Below are 21,807 nucleotides of genomic sequence, written 5' to 3' on the forward strand. Positions count from 1 at the left end.
CAAAAGCCATGAGCGACTATAAGCACACGCTGAATCTGCCATCGACCGACTTCCCCATGCGCGGCAATCTGCCGGCTCGGGAGCCGAGCCGAATTGCGCAGTGGAACGACATGAACCTCTACGCCAAGCTGCGTGAGGCGCGTCGGGGGCGCGAGCGGTTCGTGCTTCACGATGGCCCGCCGTACGCCAACGGCAGCATTCACATCGGGCACGCGGTCAACAAGCTGCTCAAGGACTTCATCGTCAAGTCGAAGAGTCTGGCCGGCTTTGACGCGCCCTACGTCCCGGGCTGGGATTGCCACGGCCTGCCGATCGAGCACAAGGTCGAGACCACCCACGGCAAGCATCTGCCGGCGGATGAAGCGCGTGCGCTGTGTCGCGAGTACGCTGCCGCCCAGGTCGAGGTGCAGAAGGAAGGTTTCGTGCGGCTGGGCGTCCAGGGTGACTGGGACAACCCGTACCTGACCATGAACTTCGCCAACGAAGCGGGCGAAATCCGCGCGCTGGCCGAGATGGTCAAGGGCGGCTACGTGTTCAAGGGGCTCAAGCCGGTCAACTGGTGCTTCGATTGCGGCTCGGCACTGGCCGAGGCCGAGGTCGAATACCAGGACAAGCAGTCCGATGCCATCGATGTCGCCTTCCCCAGCGTCGACGATGCCGGGCTGGCGGCCGCGTTCGGGCTGGTGTCGCTGGCCAAGCCGGCGGCGGCCGTGATCTGGACCACTACGCCCTGGACCATCCCGGCCAACCAGGCGATGAACGTGCACCCCGAGTTCGTCTACGCGCTGGTCGATACCGGCGAGCGCCTGCTGGTTCTCGCCGAAGAGCTGGTCGAGTCGAGCCTGGAACGCTTCGGCCTGACCGGCGAGACCATCGCCACCGCGCCGGGAGCGAGCCTCGAGAACCTCGCCTTCCGCCATCCGCTGGCGAGCCTGGATGAAGGCTACGATCGCGTCTCGCCGATCTACGTGGCCGATTACGTCGAGCTAGGTGCCGGCACCGGGATCGTCCACTCGTCGCCCGCCTATGGCGAAGACGACTTCTACACCTGCCGCCAGTACGGCATGAGCTTCGACGAGATTCGCAATCCGGTGCAGAGCAACGGTGTCTATGCCGCCGATCTGCCGCTGTTCGGCGAACAGATGATCTGGAAAGCCAATCCGCACATCGTCGCCAAGCTGGAAGAGGCGGGTGCGCTGATCGCGCACGAGAGGATCACCCACAGCTACATGCACTGCTGGCGCCACAAGACGCCGGTCATCTATCGCGCCACGGCGCAGTGGTTCGTGGGTATGGATCTCGAGGGCAGCGATGGCAAGACGCTGCGCGACAAGGCGCTGGCCGGCGTCGATGCCACCGATTTCATCCCCGGCTGGGGTCAGGCGCGTCTGCACTCGATGATCGCCAACCGCCCCGACTGGTGCATCTCGCGCCAGCGCAACTGGGGCGTGCCGATCCCGTTCTTCCTCGACAAGGCGAGCGGCGAGCTGCATCCGCGCACCGTCGAACTGATGGAAGCCGTTGCCAAGCGCGTCGAGCAGGAAGGCATCGAGGCCTGGTTCAAGCTGGACCCGAGCGAACTGCTGGGCGACGAGGCCGACAGCTACGAAAAGGTTACCGATACGCTCGACGTCTGGTTCGATTCCGGCACCACCCACTGGCACGTGCTGCGCGGATCGCATCCGCTCGGCTCTCGAGATCAGGGGCAGGAACAGGGTCCGGTAGCGGATATCTATCTCGAAGGGTCCGACCAGCACCGTGGCTGGTTCCACTCGTCGCTGCTGACCGGTTGCGCCATCGATGGTCACCCGCCCTACAAGTCGCTGCTGACTCACGGTTTCACCGTCGACGAGAAGGGCCGCAAGATGTCCAAGTCGCTGGGCAACGTGGTCGCGCCGCAGCAGGTGATGGACAAGCTGGGTGCCGATATCCTGCGGTTGTGGGTCGCGTCCACCGACTACTCCGGCGAGATGGCGGTGTCCGACGAGATCCTCAAGCGCACCGCCGATGTCTATCGTCGGATCCGCAACACCTCGCGCTTCCTGCTCGGCAACCTGACCGGCTTCGAGCCGGGCCGCGATGCCGTGGCTTTCGACGACATGCTGGCGCTGGATCGCTGGGCCGTGGATCGTGCCGCCGAGCTGCAGGCGCGCATCCAGAAGGCCTACGCCGACTATCGCTTCCGCGACGTCTACCAGCAGGTGCACGACTTCTGCGCGCGGGACATGGGCGGCTTCTACCTCGACATCATCAAGGATCGCCAGTACACCACCCAGCCCGACTCGCTGGCGCGGCGCAGCTGCCAGACCGCGCTGTATCATATCGTCGAGGCGCTGGCGCGCTGGGTGGCGCCGATCCTGTCGTTCACCGCCGAGGAAATCTACGAAAACATCCCCGGTGAACGCGGCGAGAGCGTGCATCTGGAGACCTATTACGAAGGCCTGAGCCAGCTGCCGGAAGGCGCGACGATGGGTCGCACGTTCTGGGAGCAGGTGATCGCCGTCAAGCAGGCGGTCAACAAGCAGCTCGAGGATGCCCGTAACGCCGGCATCATCAAGGGCGCCCTCGACAGCGAAGTGACGCTCTACGTCGACGACGCGCTGCATGCGCTGCTGTCGCGTTTCGAGGACGAACTGCGCTTCGTGCTGATCACTTCCGAAGCCACGCTGAAGCCGCTGGCGGAAGCGGGCGATGCCAAGGCCACCGAGCTGGATGGCCTCAAGGTCGCGGTTCGCATGAGCCCGTACGAGAAGGACGAGCGCAGTTGGGAGCGTCGTCCGGACGTGGGCACGAATCCAGAGCATCCGACGCTATCGGCCCGCTCCATCGCCAACCTGCCTGACGGTCCGGGCGAGGTGCGCCGCTTTGCCTGATTCCTCCTCTCACCAACCCGTCGAGCGGGCGCCGATGCGGCGTCCGCTGCGCTGGCTGTGGCTGTCGCTGGTCGTCATCGTTCTTGATCTCGGCATCAAGGCGCTGGCTTCGGCGAATCTCGAGTACGGTCGGCCGCTGGAAGTGCTACCGTTCTTCAATCTGACGCTTCTGCACAACACCGGGGCGGCGTTCAGTTTCCTGGCCGAGCACGCAGGCTGGCAGCGCTGGCTGTTCGCGCTGATCGCCATCGGCGCCAGTATCGGCCTGACAGTGTGGCTCTCCCGTCTCAAGCGCGGCGAGACGTTGACGGCGGTCTCGCTGACGCTGGTGATCGGCGGCGCCATCGGCAATCTTTACGATCGCCTTGTCCACGGCTACGTGGTCGACTACCTGTCGTTCCATTGGGGCGGCTGGTACTACCCGGCATTCAATCTGGCCGATACCGCGATCACGCTGGGTGCGGTCGGTCTGGTGCTGCAATCGCTGTTCGATTCGCGCCGGCCGAAAGCCTCCCGGGATTCCAGCAAGGGCCCATCTTCTTCGACTGATCAATCTTCTTCGACCCGGGGTGACTCATGAGCGAGAACGGCCATCAAGACGATCACGACTACCGCATCGACGACGGCATGGAAGTCACGCTGCATTTCACGGTGAAGCTCGAGGACGGCGAAGCGGTCGATTCGACCCGCGGCAAGCAGCCGGCCACGTTCCAGCTCGGTGACGGCAATCTGCCGCCGGGCTTCGAGACGCCACTCAAGGGCATGGCTGCCGGCGACGAAGGGGCGTTCGAGATCTCGCCCGAGCACGCCTTTGGCCAGCACAATCCACAGAACGTGCAGCGGCTCTCCCGGGATGCCTTCGAGGAAGCCGTGGAACCGGGCACGGTAATGTCGTTCGCCGATGCTGCCGGCGGCGAACTGCCGGGCGTGATCGCCAGCGTCGACGAGCACCATGTCGAAGTCGACTTCAATCATCCGCTGGCAGGGCGTACCCTGACCTTCGAAGTGGAAATTCTGGACGTGAAGCCAGCCACGACTCATTGAATCCGGACTGCGCCTTCACCACGATATTCGGGCGTACCAAGCGAGGTCGCTATGCCAAAGGTTCCTACGCAAATCAAGCTGGCCAATCCCCGCGGTTTCTGCGCTGGCGTCGATCGTGCCATCGACATCGTCAATCGCGCGCTCGATGTCTTCGGGCCGCCCATCTACGTTCGCCATGAAGTCGTGCACAACCGTTTCGTGGTGGATTCGCTGCGCGAGCGCGGGGCGATCTTCGTCGAAGAACTCGACGAGGTGCCCGACGACGTCATCGTGATCTTCTCCGCCCACGGCGTTTCCCGCGCCGTACAGGTGGAAGCCGAACGCCGTGGTCTCAAGATCTTCGATGCGACCTGCCCGCTGGTGACCAAGGTGCATATGGAAGTGCTGCGCTACGCCAAGCGCGGCCAGGAGTGCATCCTGATCGGCCACGCCGGCCATCCGGAAGTCGAGGGCACCATGGGGCGCTACGACGACAGCCACGGCGGGTCGATCTATCTCGTCGAAGACGAGGACGACGTCGCCAGGCTGCCGGTACGCGATCCCTCGCGGTTGGCGTTCGTCACCCAGACGACGCTTTCGATGGACGACACCGCCAGGGTGATCGATGCGCTGCGCGAGCACTTTCCCGAGATTCAGGGGCCGCGCAAGGACGACATCTGCTACGCCACCCAGAACCGGCAGGATGCGGTGCGCGAACTGGCTGCAGGTTCGCAACTGGTACTGGTCGTGGGCAGCGTCAACAGCTCCAACTCCAACCGATTGCGCGAACTCTCCGAGCGGGTCGGCACGCCGGCCTATCTGATCGACGATGCCGAGCAGATCGAGCCGAGCTGGCTTGAAGGCATCGAGACCATCGGCATCACCGCCGGCGCCAGCGCCCCGGAAGTGCTGGTCAAGGGCGTGATCGACAGGCTCCAGGCGCTGGGCGCCGAGGCACCCGAAGAACTCTCCGGACGCGCCGAGACCATCACGTTTTCGATGCCGCGAGAGCTGCGTGAAAGGGTCATTACAAGCGTGGTGTAACTCTTATTAAACCTTCTGGGTTTTCGGTCGATAACTGAAGGGTAACAATAGCTGTGCCATGCAACTTTTGCCGTGGCTGTCTATAGCCTGAAGGAATCGACCGTGCTAGCTCTGCAGCGTGGCTTGTCTCTCATCGAAGTGCTTATCGCCATTGTGGTGTTCAGTATTGGATTGCTGGGCGCTGCCAAGTTGTTGGCAGAGCAGGGCCAGCTTGGCCAGGAAACTGGGCATCGTGCCTTGGCATCGATCATGGCTGAAGATCTACTGCAGCGTATCAAGTTGGACTCGCTACATCGTGATGACTATCTCGGTCGATATGACAGCTCCTCGATCACGAGCGACAATCCAGACTCCTCCCTCAGCTTGAAAGCTTGGGCAGCAGACTGGTTTGGAGCCGGAGCGTTGCCGGATCCTCAAGTTTGCGCCGAGTTGGAAGACGGCAATGAGATGGCGTTCGTTACAGTCGTCTGGCGGGCGCGTACCAGTTTCGTTCCTCCCGACACCTTGCCGGATTGCGTCAGTAGTCGGTCGAATTTATCCAATCAGCGCTGGGTGACCATGGCGTCCTGGGTTGGTGAAAAGTGATCCATGGCCGCTTGAAAGGTCCCAAATATTTTTCTGGCCGAGGCCAGTCTGGTGTGACACTGATCGAGTTGATGATCGCCATGGCGATTGGCTTGATCATGATGTTGGCGGTATCTCGGGTCTATTTGGCCAGCTCAACTGCTGCCCGAGAGTCGGAGGCGAGGGCCGATCTGGTCGATAAGGTTCGCCTGCTTCACGAGCGCTTCAATTATGAACTGCGACGGGCCGATTTCTGGGGTCGGGTACGCGCCGATGCCGAAAGGCAGGGGCAAATATCGATTGGTAACGACTGTGGCGGCGAGTTCGCTTATGGTCGAGATACGGAAACGCCCAGTACACGCCCCTTGGGGATCTGGGCATCGAACTCTCCTCCCTCCGATTGTTCGCTGACCAACCCGCAAGAAGACCAAGAGTATCTTGCCGTGAGATACGCGGCTGAATCCTGTGGTGCAGGGGGATGCGATGATGCGAATTCCCTGAAGAGTTTCTATCCCTATATCGCATTCGTCAACGGTAGTGAACCAGCCGTGCCGGAACATGCTGGGGCAGACGATATCTGGCGCTACGGCGGCAGTCTCTATTACCTCAGCAAAAACGAAAAGGCATTGCGCCGGCTGTGGTTGTACGGCGATTCCTTGAGAAATCAGGAAGTGATGCGTGGTGTCGAGGCGTTAGCTTATCGATGGTGGGTCGATAGCGATGCCGATGGCAGCGTTGATGCAAAACTTTCTACCGATAAGCTGATCCCGACACAGATGGCAGAGGTTATTGCCGTCGAGGTGGAGGCTGTCGTGTCTGTTGAGACTCTAGCCGCTTATCAAGAGTCCCGAGAATACGTCTTGAGTAACGGTACGGCTATCAAGAGTCAGCCGGGGAAAATGTACCGAAGGATCTCTTTCGTGATCCCTCTCGAGATGCACCGGGCTGGGAGCTTTGATGAATAACTATCGTCTCGGTCCCAGGCAGCTTGGAGCGGCACTGATCATGAGCCTGATTTTCCTTTTTCTTCTCTCCATCGTTGCCGCTGCACTACTCGAAACTGTCAGCACGCAAAATCGCTTGAGCGTCATGCAGCAGCAATCCCGCGAACAATTCCAGCAGTTGAGCGGCGAGATATCGGCGGTGAGTCATCAGCAGAATGAAATTCGGGATATGGCGTTGTCGGCTCAGCCCGGCGAGCCAAAGCCATGGCAAGTACAGGACGCTTCTCCGCCCTTGGAGAATACACGATTTAAAAACGTAGAGTCGATACAGGAGAAAAACCTGAAAATTATGGTGGAACTGCTCAGGCCTGGCTATGAATGCCTAGTTGTCGGGTTTTCCAACGGCAGCTGTCTGGCGATAGAAGTTCAAGGTGAATCTACTTCAGATTTTCTTCACGTCAGCTTTCACCAAGTTCAAGGGCTGTTGATCGAAACGATTAATGTGTCGTCTGGAGGTGATAGTCGTGCTGGTATTTTTAATTAAAAATCGAATGTCTCTATGAATATTGCATCGGTTGTTCTTTTTCTTGTCTTGCTATTACTGACACCAGTAACGACAGTAGGGGTGTCTGCCGACGATACAGATATTTACCGCAGCCTCTATGATATCGAAGGTCGTGGCGGGAATCCTCAGGTCATGATTATCTTTGATACGTCAGGCAGTATGAGAGACGTCGTCGGAGAAGGAAACAAAAAAGAGACTAAAATCAATATTGCCCAACGGGTTATTCATCAGTTGGTGGCGGATAATCCGAACGTCAATTTTGGTCTGGCAATTTTTAACTATAATGGCGAGAAGCCTGATGGTGGAAGAATCATCTCTCCATTGCCGGGAGAGAAGGGGAATGTCAGTGATTGGGATCGACAGCAGCTGCTTAATACCATTGATGATCTGGGTGCCATGACGTCGACTCCCTTGTGTGAGACCTATTACGAGATATTTCGTTACTTTAATGGTGATAAAGCGAGATACGGGACCAAGAATAGATATCAATACTGGGGGTATCTGTACGATACAAACCCAGAATATTCTTCGAAGGCTTTTATTGATGAGCGAAGCGAAAAATCTTATGCTTCCCCTTTAAGACCTTGCGAGCCTCTCTATGTTATTTATATGACAGATGGTATTCCACAATATGATGTGGATGCTAATAATCATATTCAGAATTTGGTCAGGAAAAGCGATTTTTATAACGGGTGTCGGGTTTATCCTTCAGTTAGCTCCAGTGCTGGAGAAGAGAGTTGTATGCCGGAGCTATCCTATTATATGCAGCAGCTGGAGACGTTTTCGATTCAAAGCAAAAATAATGGGAATGGAAATGAAAAAAAATCGGGAGAAAGTATAGAGCGGGGGCCTGTTACAACCTACACGATTGGTTTCGATACTGATCAACAACTATTGGCAGATACGGCTAGCCCTCTCAATACGAAAGATTCGAAGCAGTGTCCCGTTGACCGGCAGGATACCCGCTATCACGGAAAAGCGGCTTGCGTCGGGTATTTTACTGCGTTCAACGCCGATCAACTGTACTCGGCTTTTCAGGTGGCAATAGACGACATTCTATCGCGTAGCACTACGTTTTCTGCGCCAGCCGTTTCCGCTGCCTTTACCAACAACGCCCAAAGTTTTGATCGGCTTTATTTACCTCGATTCCTTCCTTTCAACGAGCCCCGTTGGAGTGGCAATGTCAAAAGATTGCAATTCATATCTCAGCAGAGTTGGCGTGACCTAAATGGCAAGGAAGCGTTCAATTCACAGACGGGCGATATTCTCGATTCTGCCTATACCTGGTGGAGCGGTGCTAATGGACTGTCACTCAATGAGCCGGATGGCAATAATGTCGAAGCTGGCGGTGTTGGTGGATTGTTGCGTCAATCTGTCGATAGATCGTTGAACGCGGGGAGCGGCGACGGGAGAATCATTTATACGGATGTATCTAACCATCTCGTACCCTTCGATATCACCATGAGCCTGGCCAGTCGACCGGAAGCCTGGGGGTTGCCGAAAAATGCGGAGCAGAGCGATATCGATCAGTTAATCGCTTGGGCGCGTGGGCGTGATGTTGACGACGAGGATAACGATAACGATACGTTGGAGGCGCGACCCTGGATCATGGGGGATATCCTGCATTCCGATCCTATCGCATTGAATTATGGTGGTGAGGCCCAGGCCGATGAGAAATTGTATCTTGCTTTCGGTACTAACGCTGGTTTCCTGCACTTCGTTGACGGTGATAGCGGCAAAGAGGAGTGGGCGTTCACGCCGAGCGTTCTGGCGCCACTTCACCATGTTCTGCGTCAAAATGATATCGCCTCGGCTTCCGATGACACGCTTCAGCATCCCTATGGTGTAGACGGTCCGGCTTCTTATGTCCGTATCGATTCGAACGGCGATGGCCAGATTCGGGCGGCCGATGGTGATCATATGATTCTCGCCTTTGGCCTGAGGCGTGGTGGACGTCAATATTACGGTCTGGATGTGACAACGCCGACTTCTCCCAAGCTAGCTTGGACACTGTCCCCGGCGGGAGAGTTTGCCGAGTTGGGACAGAGCTGGGCGGCTCCGATCCCGGTTCGAGTGCCGGGCCACGCTAATCCGGTATTCGTGATCAGCGGCGGCTACGACAGTGACCGTGATGATCCGACCCGGGGTTCAAGCGATCCTGATGGCATGGGACGAGCAGTCTATATCGTCGATGCGCTTGATGGCTCTCTGGTGTATCGGGCAGACGTGGGTACGCCCCAGCGATTTGTTGGTGAGGCCACCTTTCGGCATGCCATACCCGCAGCGTCGGAAGCGGTGGATTACAATAGCGACGGCGTGGCTGATCGTATCTATCTCGGTGATATGGGCGCTGATCTTTGGCGGCTGGATCTGGACTCAGACGACAGCCGTCATTGGCGTGTTCGACAAATTGCCAGCCTCGGTGGCAGCGGTATCGAAAATCGGCGTCTGTTCAATGCCATCGACTTCGTCAGTATCAATACGGGCTCCCGCCGTCAGGATCTTCTTCTGGTCGGGAGCGGGGATCGAGCCAATCCCAAATCTGGCGGAGAAAGTTCCGATTTGCCAACGGTCAAGGATGCGTTCTTCCTGATTCGGGATCCGGTTTCGGTTGCCGCCGCCTCGGGTAAAAACCCCGATGTTGTCGATATCGACCAACTCAAGGACGTAACGAACGAATTATTGTGTGATCGCAAGTCTGATGCTGGAGATATCGAAGGGTGCCTTTCCGTTTGGCAAGCCGATGATACGGCTGGCTGGGTGCTTTATCTTGATGATGGATACAGCTTGCCGTTGCCAGGGGCCAAGGTGCTCTCTGAGAGTGTTACGCTCAATGGCACGGTCTACTTTTCCGCTTATGTGCCGGATGAGCCCGCATCTGTTTGTATTCCCGTGATTGGTAGGAGTTACCTGTTTGGCTTGGATTTGCTGACAGCGGGCAGTGCCCGGGGGATAGCCGGTCATGGCGATAATCTGGTCAAGGGGGAGCGTGCAGTCGATGCGGGGGAATACCTGCTCGGCCGGCCTTCTCTAATCGTCAAGGGTGACGAGCTTTTCTTGCAAGGTGTCGGTACGGCGGAACTGGGCCAGCTAGTGAATGAAAGCTCTCGGGGTAATACCGGAGGGATCATTCTTCCTTACCGATTGAAAAGAACTTATTGGTACGAAAAAACGGAAGACAATCCATGAGAATCGATCAGCGAGGATTTACCTTGATCGAGCTGATGATAGTGGTTGCAATTGTTGGCATTCTTGCCGTAGTCGCAATTCCCAGTTATCAGCAGTATGTCGAGCGCTCACGTCGGAGCGACGGTCAGGCTTTACTTCAAAGTGCCATGGCGCGTCAGGAGACTTATTACGGACAATATTTGGAATACGCCAAAGATATGGAGACGCTCGTTGGTCAGGAAGATGGGACCCTGGAAAACGACGATTACCGTGTTGCCGTCTGCGGGACGCAACAAGGGTGCGATGGCAAGGCGTATTCAACGGGACAGGATGTCAGGATGACCGCTACTCCCATTGCGGGAGACTCGCAGCAGGGGGATGGCGTGCTGTGGCTGGATTCCGAGGGCGACAGTGGACGCATATCCAATGAGGTGGAAATGGGAAAATGGTAAAATATGGGCTGTGTGTTCTCTTGATGGCATGGGCATCTTTTTCGTTTGCCGATGAGCGTAAATGCATCGTTCGCCAGCCGGACGGCTCACTGGAAATTCGCCATATCGACATCGTTGAAGCGCACAAGGCGAAAGATAGTCTGCAGCGGTTTCTCGACCGAGAAGAGAGCGATAGGCATCAACAGGTCGAACGCTGTATCGAGACTTGGCGTGAATTTTCATCAGCCGATGCTCGTGAGATAGATAGGAATTCGCCACGCTGACGTCAGCAACTCTCGCTGGCCTCTACACGTATTCGTCCGGCATCGCTGATAACGATTTTATTGCCGCCAATGCTATTGCAGACCAAGAAGCTGCCGTATGGCGTGAATGATTTCCAGGGTATGGGGCTGAACACCGGGTTGGAATTCGTGTTCCAGGTGATCGTGACACCCTCGGCTTTGTGCGTTCCCGACAGGCGCCCCGCATCTCCCTCCTCGAGATTCCACGCATAGCCCTCGCTCCAGTCATCGCCGCAGCCATCGCCACTCGCAGCGGCGGGGCAGAGTTGCCAGGACTGGCGAGTCGAAACGGAGAGTTGGTGCAATGCCTCCAGTCTTTGCTGTAACTGTTGCGTTTCGGTCTCGAGCCGCTTGTTTTCGAACCAGTGACTAGTAGAAAAGGCGATACCCGTGAGTATCCCGATGACTGCCAGTGTGATCAGCAGCTCGATCAGCGTAAAACCTGCTTGTCGCGTCCGCTTTGCGTGACGGCCAGCAGGCGATTGTGAAGATGTCGCGCGAGAGTCCATTGCGGAGAGTCCATGGCGGCGTCCGGGGGCTGGGCAAGTGATAGAATCGCCCTTTTGCCAGGATATCGACCGAATGCAGGATTTCTTGATCGTTGGCGGGGGCGTCATCGGCATGATGACGGCGCTGCAGTTGGCGGATGCGGGCCATTCGGTGGCGCTGGTCGAGCGTGGTCAGTGCGGCAGGGAGGCCTCCTGGGCGGGTGGCGGCATCGTCTCGCCGCTCTATCCGTGGCGTTACTCGAAGGCGATCTCGGCGTTGTCGAGCTGGTCGGAAGGGCGCTACCCGGAGCTGGCCGGTCGGCTGCTCGAAGAAACGGGCATCGACCCCGAATATCGCCAGAAAGGCCTGCTCTATCTGCGGGTCGAGGATGTCGATGTCGCGCTCGCCTGGGCGCGGGAGATGGCCAAGCCGCTGACGCGCATCGACGCTGACGCGCTCTACGCCAAGGAGCCCAACGCCGCGCCGGGCTTCGATAGTGCATTATGGATGCCGACGCTTGGCAGCATTCGCAATCCGCGGCTGGGCCAGGCGCTGCGTGCACGTCTGTTGCAGATGCCGGGGGTGGGCCTGCACGAGCAGTGCGAGGTGTCGGCGCTGATCCGAGAAGGGGCGGCCATTCGTGGCGTGGCGACATCACAGGGTGCGATCCGGGCGGGCCAGACCGTCGTCTGCGCCGGTGCCTGGTCTCGGGCACTGCTGGCGGGCATCGGCGTCGAGCTGCCGGTTCGGCCGGTCAGGGGGCAGATGATTCTGTTCAAGGCGCCGCCGGGGCTGGTCGAGCGGGTCGTTCTCAAGGATGGGCGTTATGTCATTCCCCGCGGCGACGGCCGGGTGCTGGCGGGCTCGACGCTGGAGGAGGTCGGCTTCGACAAGCAGACGACCCGTGAGGCCCGCGACTCGCTGCATGCCAGCGCGCTCTCCATCGTGCCCGCGCTGGCCGAGTGTCCGGTGGAACACCATTGGGCGGGGCTGCGGCCGGGCTCGCCGGACGGGATGCCGATGATCGGTGCGGTGCCGGCGTTCGAGGGGCTTCACGTCAACGCCGGCCACTACCGCAATGGCCTGGTTCTGGCGCCGGCTGCCACGCGGCTGCTGGTCGATCAGTTGATCGGCTGCGAACCCATCGTCGATCCTGCCCCCTATCTGCCCGGCTCGCGCCTCCTCGGCCCCGACGTGTCGGCTCGTTGAGCATGGGCGGGTTTTGCCTCCGTGCATGGCATGCGCGAAAATGACAGAAAGCGCTGTCGTGGCAACGGCTTGCTGTTCGATAGCGATCCGAGCGCCAGGCGCGCCGTCACTCGTCGGAGGGCTCTCGATCGGGAGACGTCTTCGATATCGAGAATCCCATCTGTTTGGAGAAATGTAGACCGATGCAAGATCTGACCCTGGTGATGGCGCAACTGGACCCGCTGGTGGGCGATATCGCCGGCAATACTGCGGCGGCCATCGAAGCGGTGCGCGAAGCGCGGCTCGAGCACGGCGCGGACATGGTCGTGTTCAGCGAACTGTTTCTGACCGGCTATCCGCCGGAGGATCTACTGCTGCGCGAGGCGATGGAGTCGCGCCTGCAGGAGGCGCTGGCGGAGATGGCACGCAAGATCGACAGGATCGCGCCGGAGACGCTGGTCATCATCGGCTACCCGGGCATGCGCCAGGGCGCGCGCCGCAATCTGGCCGGGGTATTGCTGGGTGGCCAGTGGCGCGACGAGTATGCCAAGCAGGCGCTGCCCAACTATCAGGTTTTCGACGAAGACCGTTATTTCGAACCCGGAAACGAGCCGCTGGTGATCGAACACCGGGGTGCCAGACTCGGCATCCTGATCTGCGAGGATCTCTGGGATGGCGCGCCGGTGCGTCGATCCGCCGAGGCCGGCGCCGACATCCTGGTGACGCTCAACGCGTCGCCGTTCCATCTCGACAAGCCCGCCGAGCGCGAGCGTCTGTTTGCCGAGCGCGCACGGGAAGTCGACAGACCGCTGGTGTACGTCAACGCCATCGGCGGCCAGGACGAACTGGTGTTCGACGGCGGTTCGCTGGTGCTGGACGCTGCCGGTGACGTCGCCGTGCGCGCGCCGTTCTGGCAGGTCGGGCTGATGCCGGTCCGGTTCACCCGGGAGGGCGGCAGATGGATTCCCCAGGCGGGGGAGCGCGAGCCGCTGCTCGGCGCCGAGGAGAATCTCTACTGCGCGCTGGTCACCGGACTTCGCGACTACGTCAACAAGAGCGGCTTCAAGGGCGTGGTGATGGGGCTTTCCGGCGGTATCGATTCGTCGCTGTCGCTGGCCATTGCGGTCGATGCGCTGGGGCCTGATCGGGTCCATGCCGTGATGATGCCTTATCACTACACCGCCGAGATCTCCCAGGCCGACGCGGCCGAACAGGCGAAGATGCTGGGTGTCGGTTATGAGGTGATGCCGATTGCGCCGATGGTCGAGGCTTTCAGCGCAACGCTTGCCGAGAGCTTCGAAGGGCTGGCGGCCGATACCACGGAGGAGAATCTGCAGTCTCGCGTGCGTGGCGTGCTGCTGATGGCGATCTCGAACAAGAAGGGGCTGATGGTCCAGACCACCGGCAACAAGAGCGAGATGGCGGTGGGCTACGCCACGCTCTACGGCGACATGGTCGGTGGCTACAACGCGCTCAAGGACGTCTACAAGACCTGGGTCTATCGCCTGGCCAACTGGCGCAATGCCCAGGAACCGGCGATCCCCGAGCGGGTGATCACGCGTCCGCCCTCCGCCGAGCTGGCGCCGGATCAGCAGGACAGCGACTCGTTGCCCGGTTACGACGTGCTGGATGCAATTCTCGAACGCTACATCGAAGGCGACATGAGCGCCGAGGCGATCATCGAGGCAGGATTCGAGCGCGACGACGTCTATCAGGTGGTCAAACTGGTCGATCGCAGCGAATACAAGCGACGACAGGCGCCGGTAGGCGTGCGGGTGACGCTCAGAGGATTCGGACGCGACCGGCGCTACCCCATCGTCAACGGGTGGAAGCCGGGGAAATGACCCCGGCTTCGCCGAGGAGCCGTAAGCTATAAGAGCGGCGCTGCGCGCCTGGAAGCTGGAAGTAGTCTCTACCTGTCAAAGCAGGTGTTCTGAGTCTTTGACTTTTCTTACAGCTTACCGCTTATCACTTACAGCTCCCCGAAGGGGCTAGTCCTTGAGCGCCAGCGGCGGGTCGACATCGACGTGCTTGGGCACGAAGGTGTCGCCGTCGAGTTGGCTGTTGTCGGGATCGTTCTCGATCAGCGTCTGGAGTACGGTCTGTGCGCGATCCCGCATGTTCAGGCCGAGATAGCCCTCGACCATGACCGCCAGGGCATCGCGGGTGGCTTCGGCTTTCGGATAATGCTCGATGACCCAGCGGCCGCGTTCGACGGCCGCGACGTAGGCGCCCTTGCGCAGATAGAAGTCGGCAACCTGCAACTCGTGACGTGCCATGACGTTGCGCAGATAGATGATGCGCTGACGGGCATCCGGCGCGTAGGCGCTGTCGGGGAAGCGGCGTACCAGTTCGCCGAAGTCGACATAGGCATCGCGGGAGGCGCCCAGGTCACGCTTGGAGATATCGATCAGCTCCAGGCTTTCGAGGCTGAAGCGCCCTGCCTGGTAGGCACCGAGACCGCGCATGTAGTAGGCGTAGTCGACCTGCGGATGATCGGGGTGAAGGCGGATGAACCGGCTGGCAGCGGCCCGGGTCTTCTCCCAGTCCTCGACTTCGTAATAGGCGTAGATCAGTTCCAGCTGGGCCTGCTCGGCATAGCGACCGAACGGGAAACGGGTATCCAGAGCCTCCAGCTGGGTCACGGCGGTGCTGTAACGGCCGGCGTCGAGGGAACTCTGGGCTTGCTGGTACAGTTCCTGCTGCTCCTGCAGGTCGGGAGCCGGCTCGTTGCTGGCGCAGCCAGCGAGCAGGGCGCCTGCCAGCAACATGCCGGCCAGAGCAGAACATCGCGCAGAAAATCGCATCATTATCCTCGTATCAACCATTCCTTGGCGGCCGTGCTAGAATCCGCCGAACCCGGCTCACTATAAAGCAAACCCTCGTGCCGGCGAAACGCACCGACGAAACGCGCCGACGAAACGTACCGGCGAAACGCGCCGACGAAACGCGCTGGCGAAACGTACCGGCGAAACGGAATCGATCCCCACGTATGGCCGATATCTTGAAGCGTGACGAGCGCATACCCGAGCATTTGGCCGGGCGACGTCTTGACCAGACCGCAGCCGAAATGTTCCCCGAATTCTCGCGAGAACGCCTCAAGGGGTGGATTCAGCAGGGCGAATTGACACTCGATGGGCAAAAGGCCCGACCCAAGGATAAGGTGATCGGTGGCGAGCGGCTAGCGCTCGATACCCGGCTCGAGGAGGAAGTCCGGTGGGAGCCTCAGGCGATTCCGCTGTCCATCGTCTTCGAGGATGACGATGTCATGGTCATCGACAAGCCCGCCGGCCTGGTGGTGCATCCCGCTGCCGGCAATCCCGATGGCACGCTGCTCAACGCACTGCTGTACCACCATGCGCCGCTGGCGGCGATCCCCCGGGCGGGGATCGTCCATCGCCTCGACAAGGACACTACCGGCCTGATGATGGTGGCGAAGACGCTGACGGCGCAGACGGCTCTGGTGGCTCAGTTGCAGGCACGAACCGTCTCGCGGGAGTATGACGCCATCGTGGTCGGCGCGATGACCGCGGGCGGCAAGGTGGACGCACCGATCGGCCGCCACCCTAAGGACCGCCAGCGCCAGGCGGTCACGGCTTCGGGCAAGCCGGCGGTCACGCACTATCGGGTCAACGAGCGCTTTCGTGCCCATACCCATGTCCGCTGCCGGCTCGAAACCGGGCGGACGCATCAGATCCGCGTGCATCTGGCGCACGTTCGCTATCCACTGGTCGGCGATCCGGTGTATGGCGGGCGGCTGAAAATGCCGGCCGGTGCCGGCGAATCACTGAAGACGCTGCTGAGGGAATTTCCGCGCCAGGCGCTGCATGCGCACAAGCTGCGCTTCGATCATCCGGTCAGCGGGGCGCCGGTCGAGTGCAAGGCGCCGTTGCCGGACGACATGTTTCTACTGCTGGACGCGCTGCGCGAGGATCAGGAGTCCGATTGATGAGTTCCGAACATGATTCGTCGATACTGGCGAACGAACCCGAGACATCGTCGGTAGACGCGCCGACCCTGCTGCTGCCCGACTGGCCCGCGCCGAGCACGGTCGGGGCCTTCGTCACCACGCGCGAAACCGGCCCCAGCCGGGGCGATTTCGCGGCGTTCAACCCGGCGGCTCACGTTGGCGACGATCCCGATACCGTGGTTCGCTGTCGGGATCGGCTGGTGACCGAGATCGGCGACCAGCGGCCGCTGCTATGGCTCGATCAGGTGCATGGCGCCCGCGTCGTCCAGCACTACCAGTCGCGTTATCGCCGGCAGCCGCCGCAAGCCGACGCTTCGGTGGCATTCGACCGTCGCCATGCCTGCGTCATTCTCACCGCGGACTGTCTACCGGTCTTTTTCTGCGATCGGCAGGGAACGCGTGTCGGCTTGGCTCATGCCGGGTGGCGCGGTCTTGCTGGCGGTGTGCTGGAAGCCAGCGTGGCAGCGCTGGGTGTCGACCCCGAAGAGCTGATGGTGTGGATGGGGCCGGCGATCTCCAACGCCCAGTTCGAGGTCGGGCCAGAGGTCTTCGAAGCCTTCGTCGCCATGCAGCCCGAAGCCGAGAGTGCTTTCGAGCGCAGCCCCTACCGCCTGAACCATTACATGGCGGACCTTTATCGGCTCGCTCGACTGCGCCTGGAGCGCATCGGCGTTCTATCGGTCAGTGGCGGCCATTTCTGCACGGCGTGCGAATCCCGTTTCTACTCCCATCGCCGCGATGATGGGCATACCGGGCGGATGGCCAGTGCGATCTGGCTGCGCTGACGATCGCTTTGCTTTCTAGTAACTATTCAGGTGGCTGCGGATGGCATGTCGCCAACCACCTGATTTTTTTGGCATAGTGTGCCTGATCCTTCGGCACGTCTATGCGGTGACATGACCATCAGCGATATCAACGTCGACGAGGCCCTGGAACGGGTCCGGCAGCAGCTCAAGGAAGACCACACGGTCTCGCCTTCCTTGCGTGCTGCCATCGACGTGCTGATGCTGCTGGTCAAGCTGATGGCCGACCGACTGGCCACCAGCAGCCGCAACAGCAGCAAGCCGCCGTCACAAGACCCCAACCGCCAACGCCGTTCCCGGGCCAAGGGCGAGCGTCGCCCTGGCGGGCAACCGGGTCACGAAGGCAAGACGCTGGCGCCGGTCACCGATCCCGACGAGATCGTGTCGTTGCGCGTCGATCGCCGCACCTTGCCCAAAGGGCGCACCTATCGCTCGGTCGGCATCGAAACGCGCCAGGTGCAAGACATCGTGATCCAGGCCGTCGTCACCGAGTATCGCGCCGAGGTGCTGGAGGACGATCTCGGGCGGCGCCATGTGGCGCCGTTTCCCGACGGCGTGACCCGCCCGATCCAGTATGGCCCACGTCTCAAGGCGCATGTCGTCTATCTCTCGCAGTATCAGTTGCTGCCCTATGCCCGCATCCAGGCGCTGCTGGCCTCACAGTGCGATCTATCGCTGAGCACCGGCACGCTGTTCGCCTTCAATCAAGAGGCCTATCAGCGCGCCGAGGCGTTTGCCGAGTGGGCGATCCCGGCGCTGAGGCAAGCCGCGACCGTGCATGCCGACGAGACCGGGATGCAGGTCGGCGGCAAGCGCTACTGGCTGCACAGCGCCTCGAATGACGCCCTGACCTACTTGGCGCCTCACGCCAAGCGAGGTCAGGAGGCCATGGATGCCATCGGCATCCTGCCCTATGTCCAGGGGGTGCTGGTGCATGATCACTGGAAGCCTTACTACCGCTACGCGGATTGCCGCCACGCACTTTGCAACGCCCATCACCTGCGTGAATTGACTGCGGCCTGGGAAAATGACCACCAAAAGTGGGCCAAGGCGCTGCATGATCTGCTGCTGGAGATGCATCAGGCCGTTGACGCTGCCGGTGGCACGCTCTCGCCCGAAGAGGCGCAACGCTGGCGAGTCCGCTATCGGCAGTGCCTGACAGAGGGTGAGACCGAGTGTCCGCCACCGATCCCACCACCACCGGGAAAGCGCGGTCGTGCCAAACGTACCAAGGCACGTAACCTGCTCGAACGTCTCCAGGCGTACGAGGACGATGTGCTGCGTTTCCTCGACGACCCCGCCGCGCCCTTCACCAATAACCAAGGGGAGCGTGACCTGCGGATGACCAAGGTCCAGCAGAAGATTTCAGGCTGTTTCCGCTCCTGGGAAGGTGCCGAGATCTTCTGCCGGATGCGCAGCTTCCTCTCGACGGCGGTCAAGCAGGGCCTGGCAGCGCACACCGCACTAGAACAGTTGTTTGCCGGTGAAGTGCCCGAATTCATGCGTCGGGACGGCCTGGATCAGGCAGCGTGACCTGAATAGTTACGCTTTCTAAACGCAACTTTCCATCGTCAGTCAGCTTTACCACCGCCAGTTCGGCTTTTCGCCTTTAGCTTTCTACCGCTGAATCTCCTGCGCGACTTCCGGCGCTGCCTGGTGGCGCAAGCCTGCTAACGCTAGCGATTTTTCACGTCTTTTGCCGACTTCATGAATTCAATTCTTCTGCGACAGCCTGCCGCAGCGAATTCTTCATTCGACTCGCTTGAAAAGTCCAAACATACCGCCATCTTATAGTCAACCAACGAAAACGACGAGCCGCCAAGACCCCTTGTGCCGGCTTCTGGAGGTGACGATATGCGTATGGATCGCATGACAACCAAGCTACAAAATGCGCTGGCCGAGGCGCAATCTCTGGCGGTAGGACGCGGACACAATCAACTCGATCCCGGCCATCTGTTGATGGCCTTGCTCGACATGCGCGACAGCGGCATCAAGGGATTGGTGCAAAAAGCGGGTGGCGACGTTAGCCGGCTGCGCGAAGGGCTGGCCAGCTATCTCGGCAATCTCCCCGAGGTGGGCCGGTTCGATGGCAACGTCAGCATGAGCCAGGACCTGGCACGGCTGTTCAACCTGGCCGATCGCGAAGCCCAGACCCGTGGCGATCAGTACATCGCCATCGAGCTGGTGCTGCTTGCCGCGCTGGACATGAAGAACGGGCTTACCAAGGTGCTGACCCAGGCGGGGCTGGATCGCAAGCGTCTCGCGACCGCGATCGGCGAGCTGCGCGGCGGGGCCAATGTTGATGATGCCAACGCCGAAGAGAAGCGAGAGGCGCTGGAAAAATACACCCTCGACCTCACCGCCCGGGCCACCGAAGGCAAGCTCGACCCGGTGATCGGCCGCGACGACGAGATTCGCCGCACGATTCAGGTCTTGCAGCGCCGCACCAAGAACAACCCGGTCTTGATCGGTGAGCCCGGTGTGGGCAAGACGGCCATCGTCGAAGGGTTGGCGCAGCGCATCGTCAACGGCGAGGTGCCCGAGGGGCTGAAAGAGAAGCGCGTACTCTCTCTCGACATGGGCTCGCTGCTGGCGGGCGCCAAGTTCCGTGGCGAGTTCGAGGAGCGGTTGAAGTCCGTGCTCAACGAGCTGTCGAAGGAAGAAGGGCGCGTCATTCTGTTCATCGACGAGCTGCACACCATGGTCGGCGCCGGCAAGGCTGAAGGTGCGATGGATGCCGGCAACATGCTCAAGCCGGCGCTGGCCCGCGGCGAACTGCACTGCGTCGGCGCGACCACGCTCAACGAGTATCGCCAGTACATCGAGAAGGATGCCGCGCTGGAGCGCCGGTTCCAGAAGGTGCTGGTGGACGAGCCGTCTGAGGAGGACACCATCGCCATTCTGCGTGGCCTCAAGGAGCGCTATGAGGTACACCACGGTGTCGATATCACCGACTCGGCGATCATCGCTGCGGCCAAGCTGTCGACCCGCTACATCACTGACCGCCAGCTACCCGACAAAGCGATCGATCTGATCGACGAAGCCGCGTCGCGGATCCGCATGGAGCTCGACTCCAAGCCGGAAGAGATGGACCGGCTCGACCGGCGTCTGATTCAGCTCAAAATGGAGCGCGAGGCGCTCAAGAAAGAGACCGACGACGCGTCCAAGAAGCGCCTCGACAACCTCGAGACCCAGATCGGTGAACTCGAACGCGAATACGCCGACCTCGAAGAGGTGTGGAAGTCCGAGAAGGCCAGCATTCAGGGCGCCGCCCAGTACAAGGCCGATCTCGAGCAGGCTCGCATCGACCTCGAAGCGGCCCGGCGCCAGGGCGACCTGGGGCGGATGTCGGAACTGCAGTACGGCGTGATTCCCAAACTCGAGCGGCAGATCGCCGAGAGCAGTGATAGCGACAGCGCCGATACCGCCCAGCATCAGCTGTTGCGCTCCAATGTGACCGAGGAAGAGATCGCCGAGGTCGTCTCGCGCTGGACCGGAATTCCGGTCGCCAAGATGCTCGAAGGCGAGCGCGACAAGCTGCTGCGCATGGAGGAGGCGCTGCACGAGCGGGTCATCGGCCAGGACGAAGCGGTGAGGGCGGTCGCCAACGCGGTGCGCCGCTCGCGTGCCGGACTGTCGGATCCGAATCGGCCCAACGGCTCGTTCCTGTTCCTCGGCCCGACCGGGGTGGGGAAGACCGAGCTGTGCAAGTCGCTGGCCAACTTCCTGTTCGACACCGAGGAGTCGATGGTGCGCATCGACATGTCCGAGTTCATGGAGAAGCACTCCGTGGCCCGGCTGATCGGCGCGCCTCCCGGCTACGTCGGTTACGAGGAGGGCGGTTATCTGACCGAGGCCGTCCGTCGCAAGCCCTATTCGGTACTGCTGCTCGACGAGGTCGAGAAGGCACACCCGGATGTGTTCAATATCCTGTTGCAGGTGCTGGAAGATGGTCGCCTGACCGATGGACAGGGGCGCACGGTGGATTTCCGCAATACCGTGATCGTGATGACCTCCAACCTGGGCTCCGACGTGATCCAGCGCATGGGTGGCGATGATAGCGATTATTCCGCCATGCGCGACGCGGTGATGACGGTAGTGGGCAACCACTTCCGGCCCGAGTTGATCAACCGTATCGACGAGGTCGTGGTATTCCACGCGCTGGGCCAGGAGCAGATTCAGGCGATTGCCTCGATCCAGCTCGACCGCCTGCGCAGCCGTCTCGCCGAGCGCGACCTCAAGCTCGCTGTCAGCGACGAGGCGATGGCCCAACTGGCGGTGGTCGGCTTCGATCCGGTGTTCGGCGCGCGTCCGCTCAAGCGGGCGATCCAGAGCCGCATCGAGAACCCGCTGGCGCAGGATCTGCTGTCGGGCCGATTCCTGCCGGGCGACACCATCCGCGTTCGCGCCGAGGGCGATCATCTGGTCTTCGACAAGTAACGA

At 60.6% G+C, this 21,807-nt stretch carries 18 protein-coding genes; 16 read left to right on the top strand and 2 right to left on the bottom strand.

Features of this window, described 5'->3' with window-relative positions; translation table 11 throughout:
• Positions 1–8: 8 nt before the first annotated feature.
• The 10 genes from ileS (at position 9) to ACWHY3_RS01320 (ending at position 10,896) form a co-directional block, all read left to right on the top strand.
• Entirely contained in the window at positions 9–2,873 is a 2,865-nt protein-coding gene (ileS, locus tag ACWHY3_RS01275; RefSeq protein WP_448127410.1) for an isoleucine--tRNA ligase, read from the top strand.
• 34 nt (positions 2,874–2,907) lie between these two features.
• Positions 2,908–3,453, top strand: a complete 546-nt coding sequence (gene lspA / locus ACWHY3_RS01280; RefSeq protein WP_416221230.1) for a signal peptidase II — start codon at positions 2,908–2,910, stop codon at positions 3,451–3,453.
• On the top strand, positions 3,450–3,917 hold the full coding sequence (gene fkpB / locus ACWHY3_RS01285; protein WP_087719792.1) for an FKBP-type peptidyl-prolyl cis-trans isomerase: 468 nt from the start codon (positions 3,450–3,452) through the stop codon (positions 3,915–3,917). The genes lspA and fkpB overlap by 4 nt, the downstream gene beginning before the upstream one ends.
• 51 nt (positions 3,918–3,968) lie before the next feature.
• Complete coding sequence (ispH, locus tag ACWHY3_RS01290; RefSeq protein ID WP_087719793.1) at positions 3,969–4,940, top strand: 4-hydroxy-3-methylbut-2-enyl diphosphate reductase; 972 nt, start codon at positions 3,969–3,971, stop codon at positions 4,938–4,940.
• Positions 4,941–5,042: 102 nt separating this feature from the next.
• Positions 5,043–5,525 carry a type IV pilus modification PilV family protein gene (locus tag ACWHY3_RS01295; RefSeq protein ID WP_179208914.1) on the top strand — a complete coding sequence of 161 codons (483 nt, stop codon included), beginning with the start codon at positions 5,043–5,045 and terminating at the stop codon, positions 5,523–5,525.
• An 11-nt stretch (positions 5,526–5,536) separates the two neighbouring features.
• Positions 5,537–6,469, top strand: a complete 933-nt coding sequence (locus tag ACWHY3_RS01300) for a PilW family protein (protein WP_218777027.1) — start codon at positions 5,537–5,539, stop codon at positions 6,467–6,469.
• Positions 6,462–6,992, top strand: coding sequence for a pilus assembly PilX N-terminal domain-containing protein (locus ACWHY3_RS01305; protein ID WP_087719796.1), 531 nt, complete (start codon positions 6,462–6,464; stop codon positions 6,990–6,992). The genes ACWHY3_RS01300 and ACWHY3_RS01305 overlap by 8 nt, the downstream gene beginning before the upstream one ends.
• 15 nt (positions 6,993–7,007) lie before the next feature.
• Positions 7,008–10,202, top strand: a complete 3,195-nt coding sequence (locus ACWHY3_RS01310) for a PilC/PilY family type IV pilus protein (RefSeq protein ID WP_087719797.1) — start codon at positions 7,008–7,010, stop codon at positions 10,200–10,202.
• The gene (locus tag ACWHY3_RS01315) at positions 10,199–10,633 is read left to right on the top strand and encodes a type IV pilin protein (protein ID WP_087719798.1); all 435 of its coding nucleotides are present in this window, start codon (positions 10,199–10,201) and stop codon (positions 10,631–10,633) included. Before ACWHY3_RS01310 ends, ACWHY3_RS01315 begins: the two co-directional genes overlap by 4 nt.
• A complete protein-coding gene (locus ACWHY3_RS01320; protein ID WP_143543286.1) occupies positions 10,627–10,896 on the top strand; it encodes a hypothetical protein in 270 nt (89 codons plus the stop codon). Before ACWHY3_RS01315 ends, ACWHY3_RS01320 begins: the two co-directional genes overlap by 7 nt.
• 2 nt (positions 10,897–10,898) lie before the next feature.
• Here the strand turns inward: ACWHY3_RS01320 and ACWHY3_RS01325 are convergent, their stop codons facing one another.
• Positions 10,899–11,423: a prepilin-type N-terminal cleavage/methylation domain-containing protein gene (locus tag ACWHY3_RS01325; RefSeq protein WP_179208917.1), complete on the bottom strand. Its 525-nt coding sequence runs from the start codon at positions 11,421–11,423 to the stop codon at positions 10,899–10,901.
• 73 nt (positions 11,424–11,496) lie between these two features.
• On the opposite strand from ACWHY3_RS01325, the gene thiO reads away from it, so the two are divergent.
• Positions 11,497–12,612, top strand: coding sequence for a glycine oxidase ThiO (gene thiO / locus ACWHY3_RS01330; RefSeq protein ID WP_448127411.1), 1,116 nt, complete (start codon positions 11,497–11,499; stop codon positions 12,610–12,612).
• A 182-nt stretch (positions 12,613–12,794) separates the two neighbouring features.
• Positions 12,795–14,435, top strand: coding sequence for an NAD+ synthase (locus ACWHY3_RS01335; protein ID WP_448127412.1), 1,641 nt, complete (start codon positions 12,795–12,797; stop codon positions 14,433–14,435).
• 147 nt (positions 14,436–14,582) lie between these two features.
• Here ACWHY3_RS01335 and ACWHY3_RS01340 read toward each other — a convergent pair whose 3' ends face one another.
• Positions 14,583–15,398, bottom strand: coding sequence for an outer membrane protein assembly factor BamD (locus ACWHY3_RS01340; RefSeq protein WP_448128127.1), 816 nt, complete (start codon positions 15,396–15,398; stop codon positions 14,583–14,585).
• A 185-nt stretch (positions 15,399–15,583) separates the two neighbouring features.
• On the opposite strand from ACWHY3_RS01340, the gene rluD reads away from it, so the two are divergent.
• The 4 genes from rluD (at position 15,584) to clpB (ending at position 21,804) form a co-directional block, all read left to right on the top strand.
• Entirely contained in the window at positions 15,584–16,540 is a 957-nt protein-coding gene (rluD, locus tag ACWHY3_RS01345) for a 23S rRNA pseudouridine(1911/1915/1917) synthase RluD (RefSeq protein WP_087719802.1), read from the top strand.
• Entirely contained in the window at positions 16,540–17,346 is an 807-nt protein-coding gene (gene pgeF / locus ACWHY3_RS01350; RefSeq protein ID WP_448127413.1) for a peptidoglycan editing factor PgeF, read from the top strand. The genes rluD and pgeF overlap by 1 nt, the downstream gene beginning before the upstream one ends.
• Positions 17,347–17,457: 111 nt before the next feature.
• Positions 17,458–18,897 carry an IS66 family transposase gene (tnpC, locus tag ACWHY3_RS01355; protein ID WP_023004967.1) on the top strand — a complete coding sequence of 480 codons (1,440 nt, stop codon included), beginning with the start codon at positions 17,458–17,460 and terminating at the stop codon, positions 18,895–18,897.
• Between the two features lie 321 nt (positions 18,898–19,218).
• Positions 19,219–21,804, top strand: coding sequence for an ATP-dependent chaperone ClpB (clpB, locus tag ACWHY3_RS01360; RefSeq protein WP_448127414.1), 2,586 nt, complete (start codon positions 19,219–19,221; stop codon positions 21,802–21,804).
• Positions 21,805–21,807 lie beyond the last annotated feature (3 nt).

It is taken from the genome of Salinicola sp. NYA28a (genome assembly GCF_976982775.1).

Coding starts and splice junctions, on each gene's coding strand:
- ACWHY3_RS01335 (WP_448127412.1), top strand. CDS start 12,795: ATGCAAGATCTGACCCTGGTGATGGCGCAACTGGACCCGCTGGTGGGC.
- ileS (WP_448127410.1), top strand. CDS start 9: ATGAGCGACTATAAGCACACGCTGAATCTGCCATCGACCGACTTCCCC.
- rluD (WP_087719802.1), top strand. CDS start 15,584: ATGGCCGATATCTTGAAGCGTGACGAGCGCATACCCGAGCATTTGGCC.
- lspA (WP_416221230.1), top strand. CDS start 2,908: ATGCGGCGTCCGCTGCGCTGGCTGTGGCTGTCGCTGGTCGTCATCGTT.
- ACWHY3_RS01305 (WP_087719796.1), top strand. CDS start 6,462: ATGAATAACTATCGTCTCGGTCCCAGGCAGCTTGGAGCGGCACTGATC.
- ispH (WP_087719793.1), top strand. CDS start 3,969: ATGCCAAAGGTTCCTACGCAAATCAAGCTGGCCAATCCCCGCGGTTTC.
- ACWHY3_RS01340 (WP_448128127.1), bottom strand. CDS start 15,398: ATGCGATTTTCTGCGCGATGTTCTGCTCTGGCCGGCATGTTGCTGGCA.
- ACWHY3_RS01315 (WP_087719798.1), top strand. CDS start 10,199: ATGAGAATCGATCAGCGAGGATTTACCTTGATCGAGCTGATGATAGTG.
- thiO (WP_448127411.1), top strand. CDS start 11,497: ATGCAGGATTTCTTGATCGTTGGCGGGGGCGTCATCGGCATGATGACG.
- ACWHY3_RS01320 (WP_143543286.1), top strand. CDS start 10,627: ATGGTAAAATATGGGCTGTGTGTTCTCTTGATGGCATGGGCATCTTTT.
- clpB (WP_448127414.1), top strand. CDS start 19,219: ATGCGTATGGATCGCATGACAACCAAGCTACAAAATGCGCTGGCCGAG.
- pgeF (WP_448127413.1), top strand. CDS start 16,540: ATGAGTTCCGAACATGATTCGTCGATACTGGCGAACGAACCCGAGACA.
- tnpC (WP_023004967.1), top strand. CDS start 17,458: ATGACCATCAGCGATATCAACGTCGACGAGGCCCTGGAACGGGTCCGG.
- ACWHY3_RS01325 (WP_179208917.1), bottom strand. CDS start 11,423: ATGGACTCTCGCGCGACATCTTCACAATCGCCTGCTGGCCGTCACGCA.
- fkpB (WP_087719792.1), top strand. CDS start 3,450: ATGAGCGAGAACGGCCATCAAGACGATCACGACTACCGCATCGACGAC.
- ACWHY3_RS01310 (WP_087719797.1), top strand. CDS start 7,008: ATGAATATTGCATCGGTTGTTCTTTTTCTTGTCTTGCTATTACTGACA.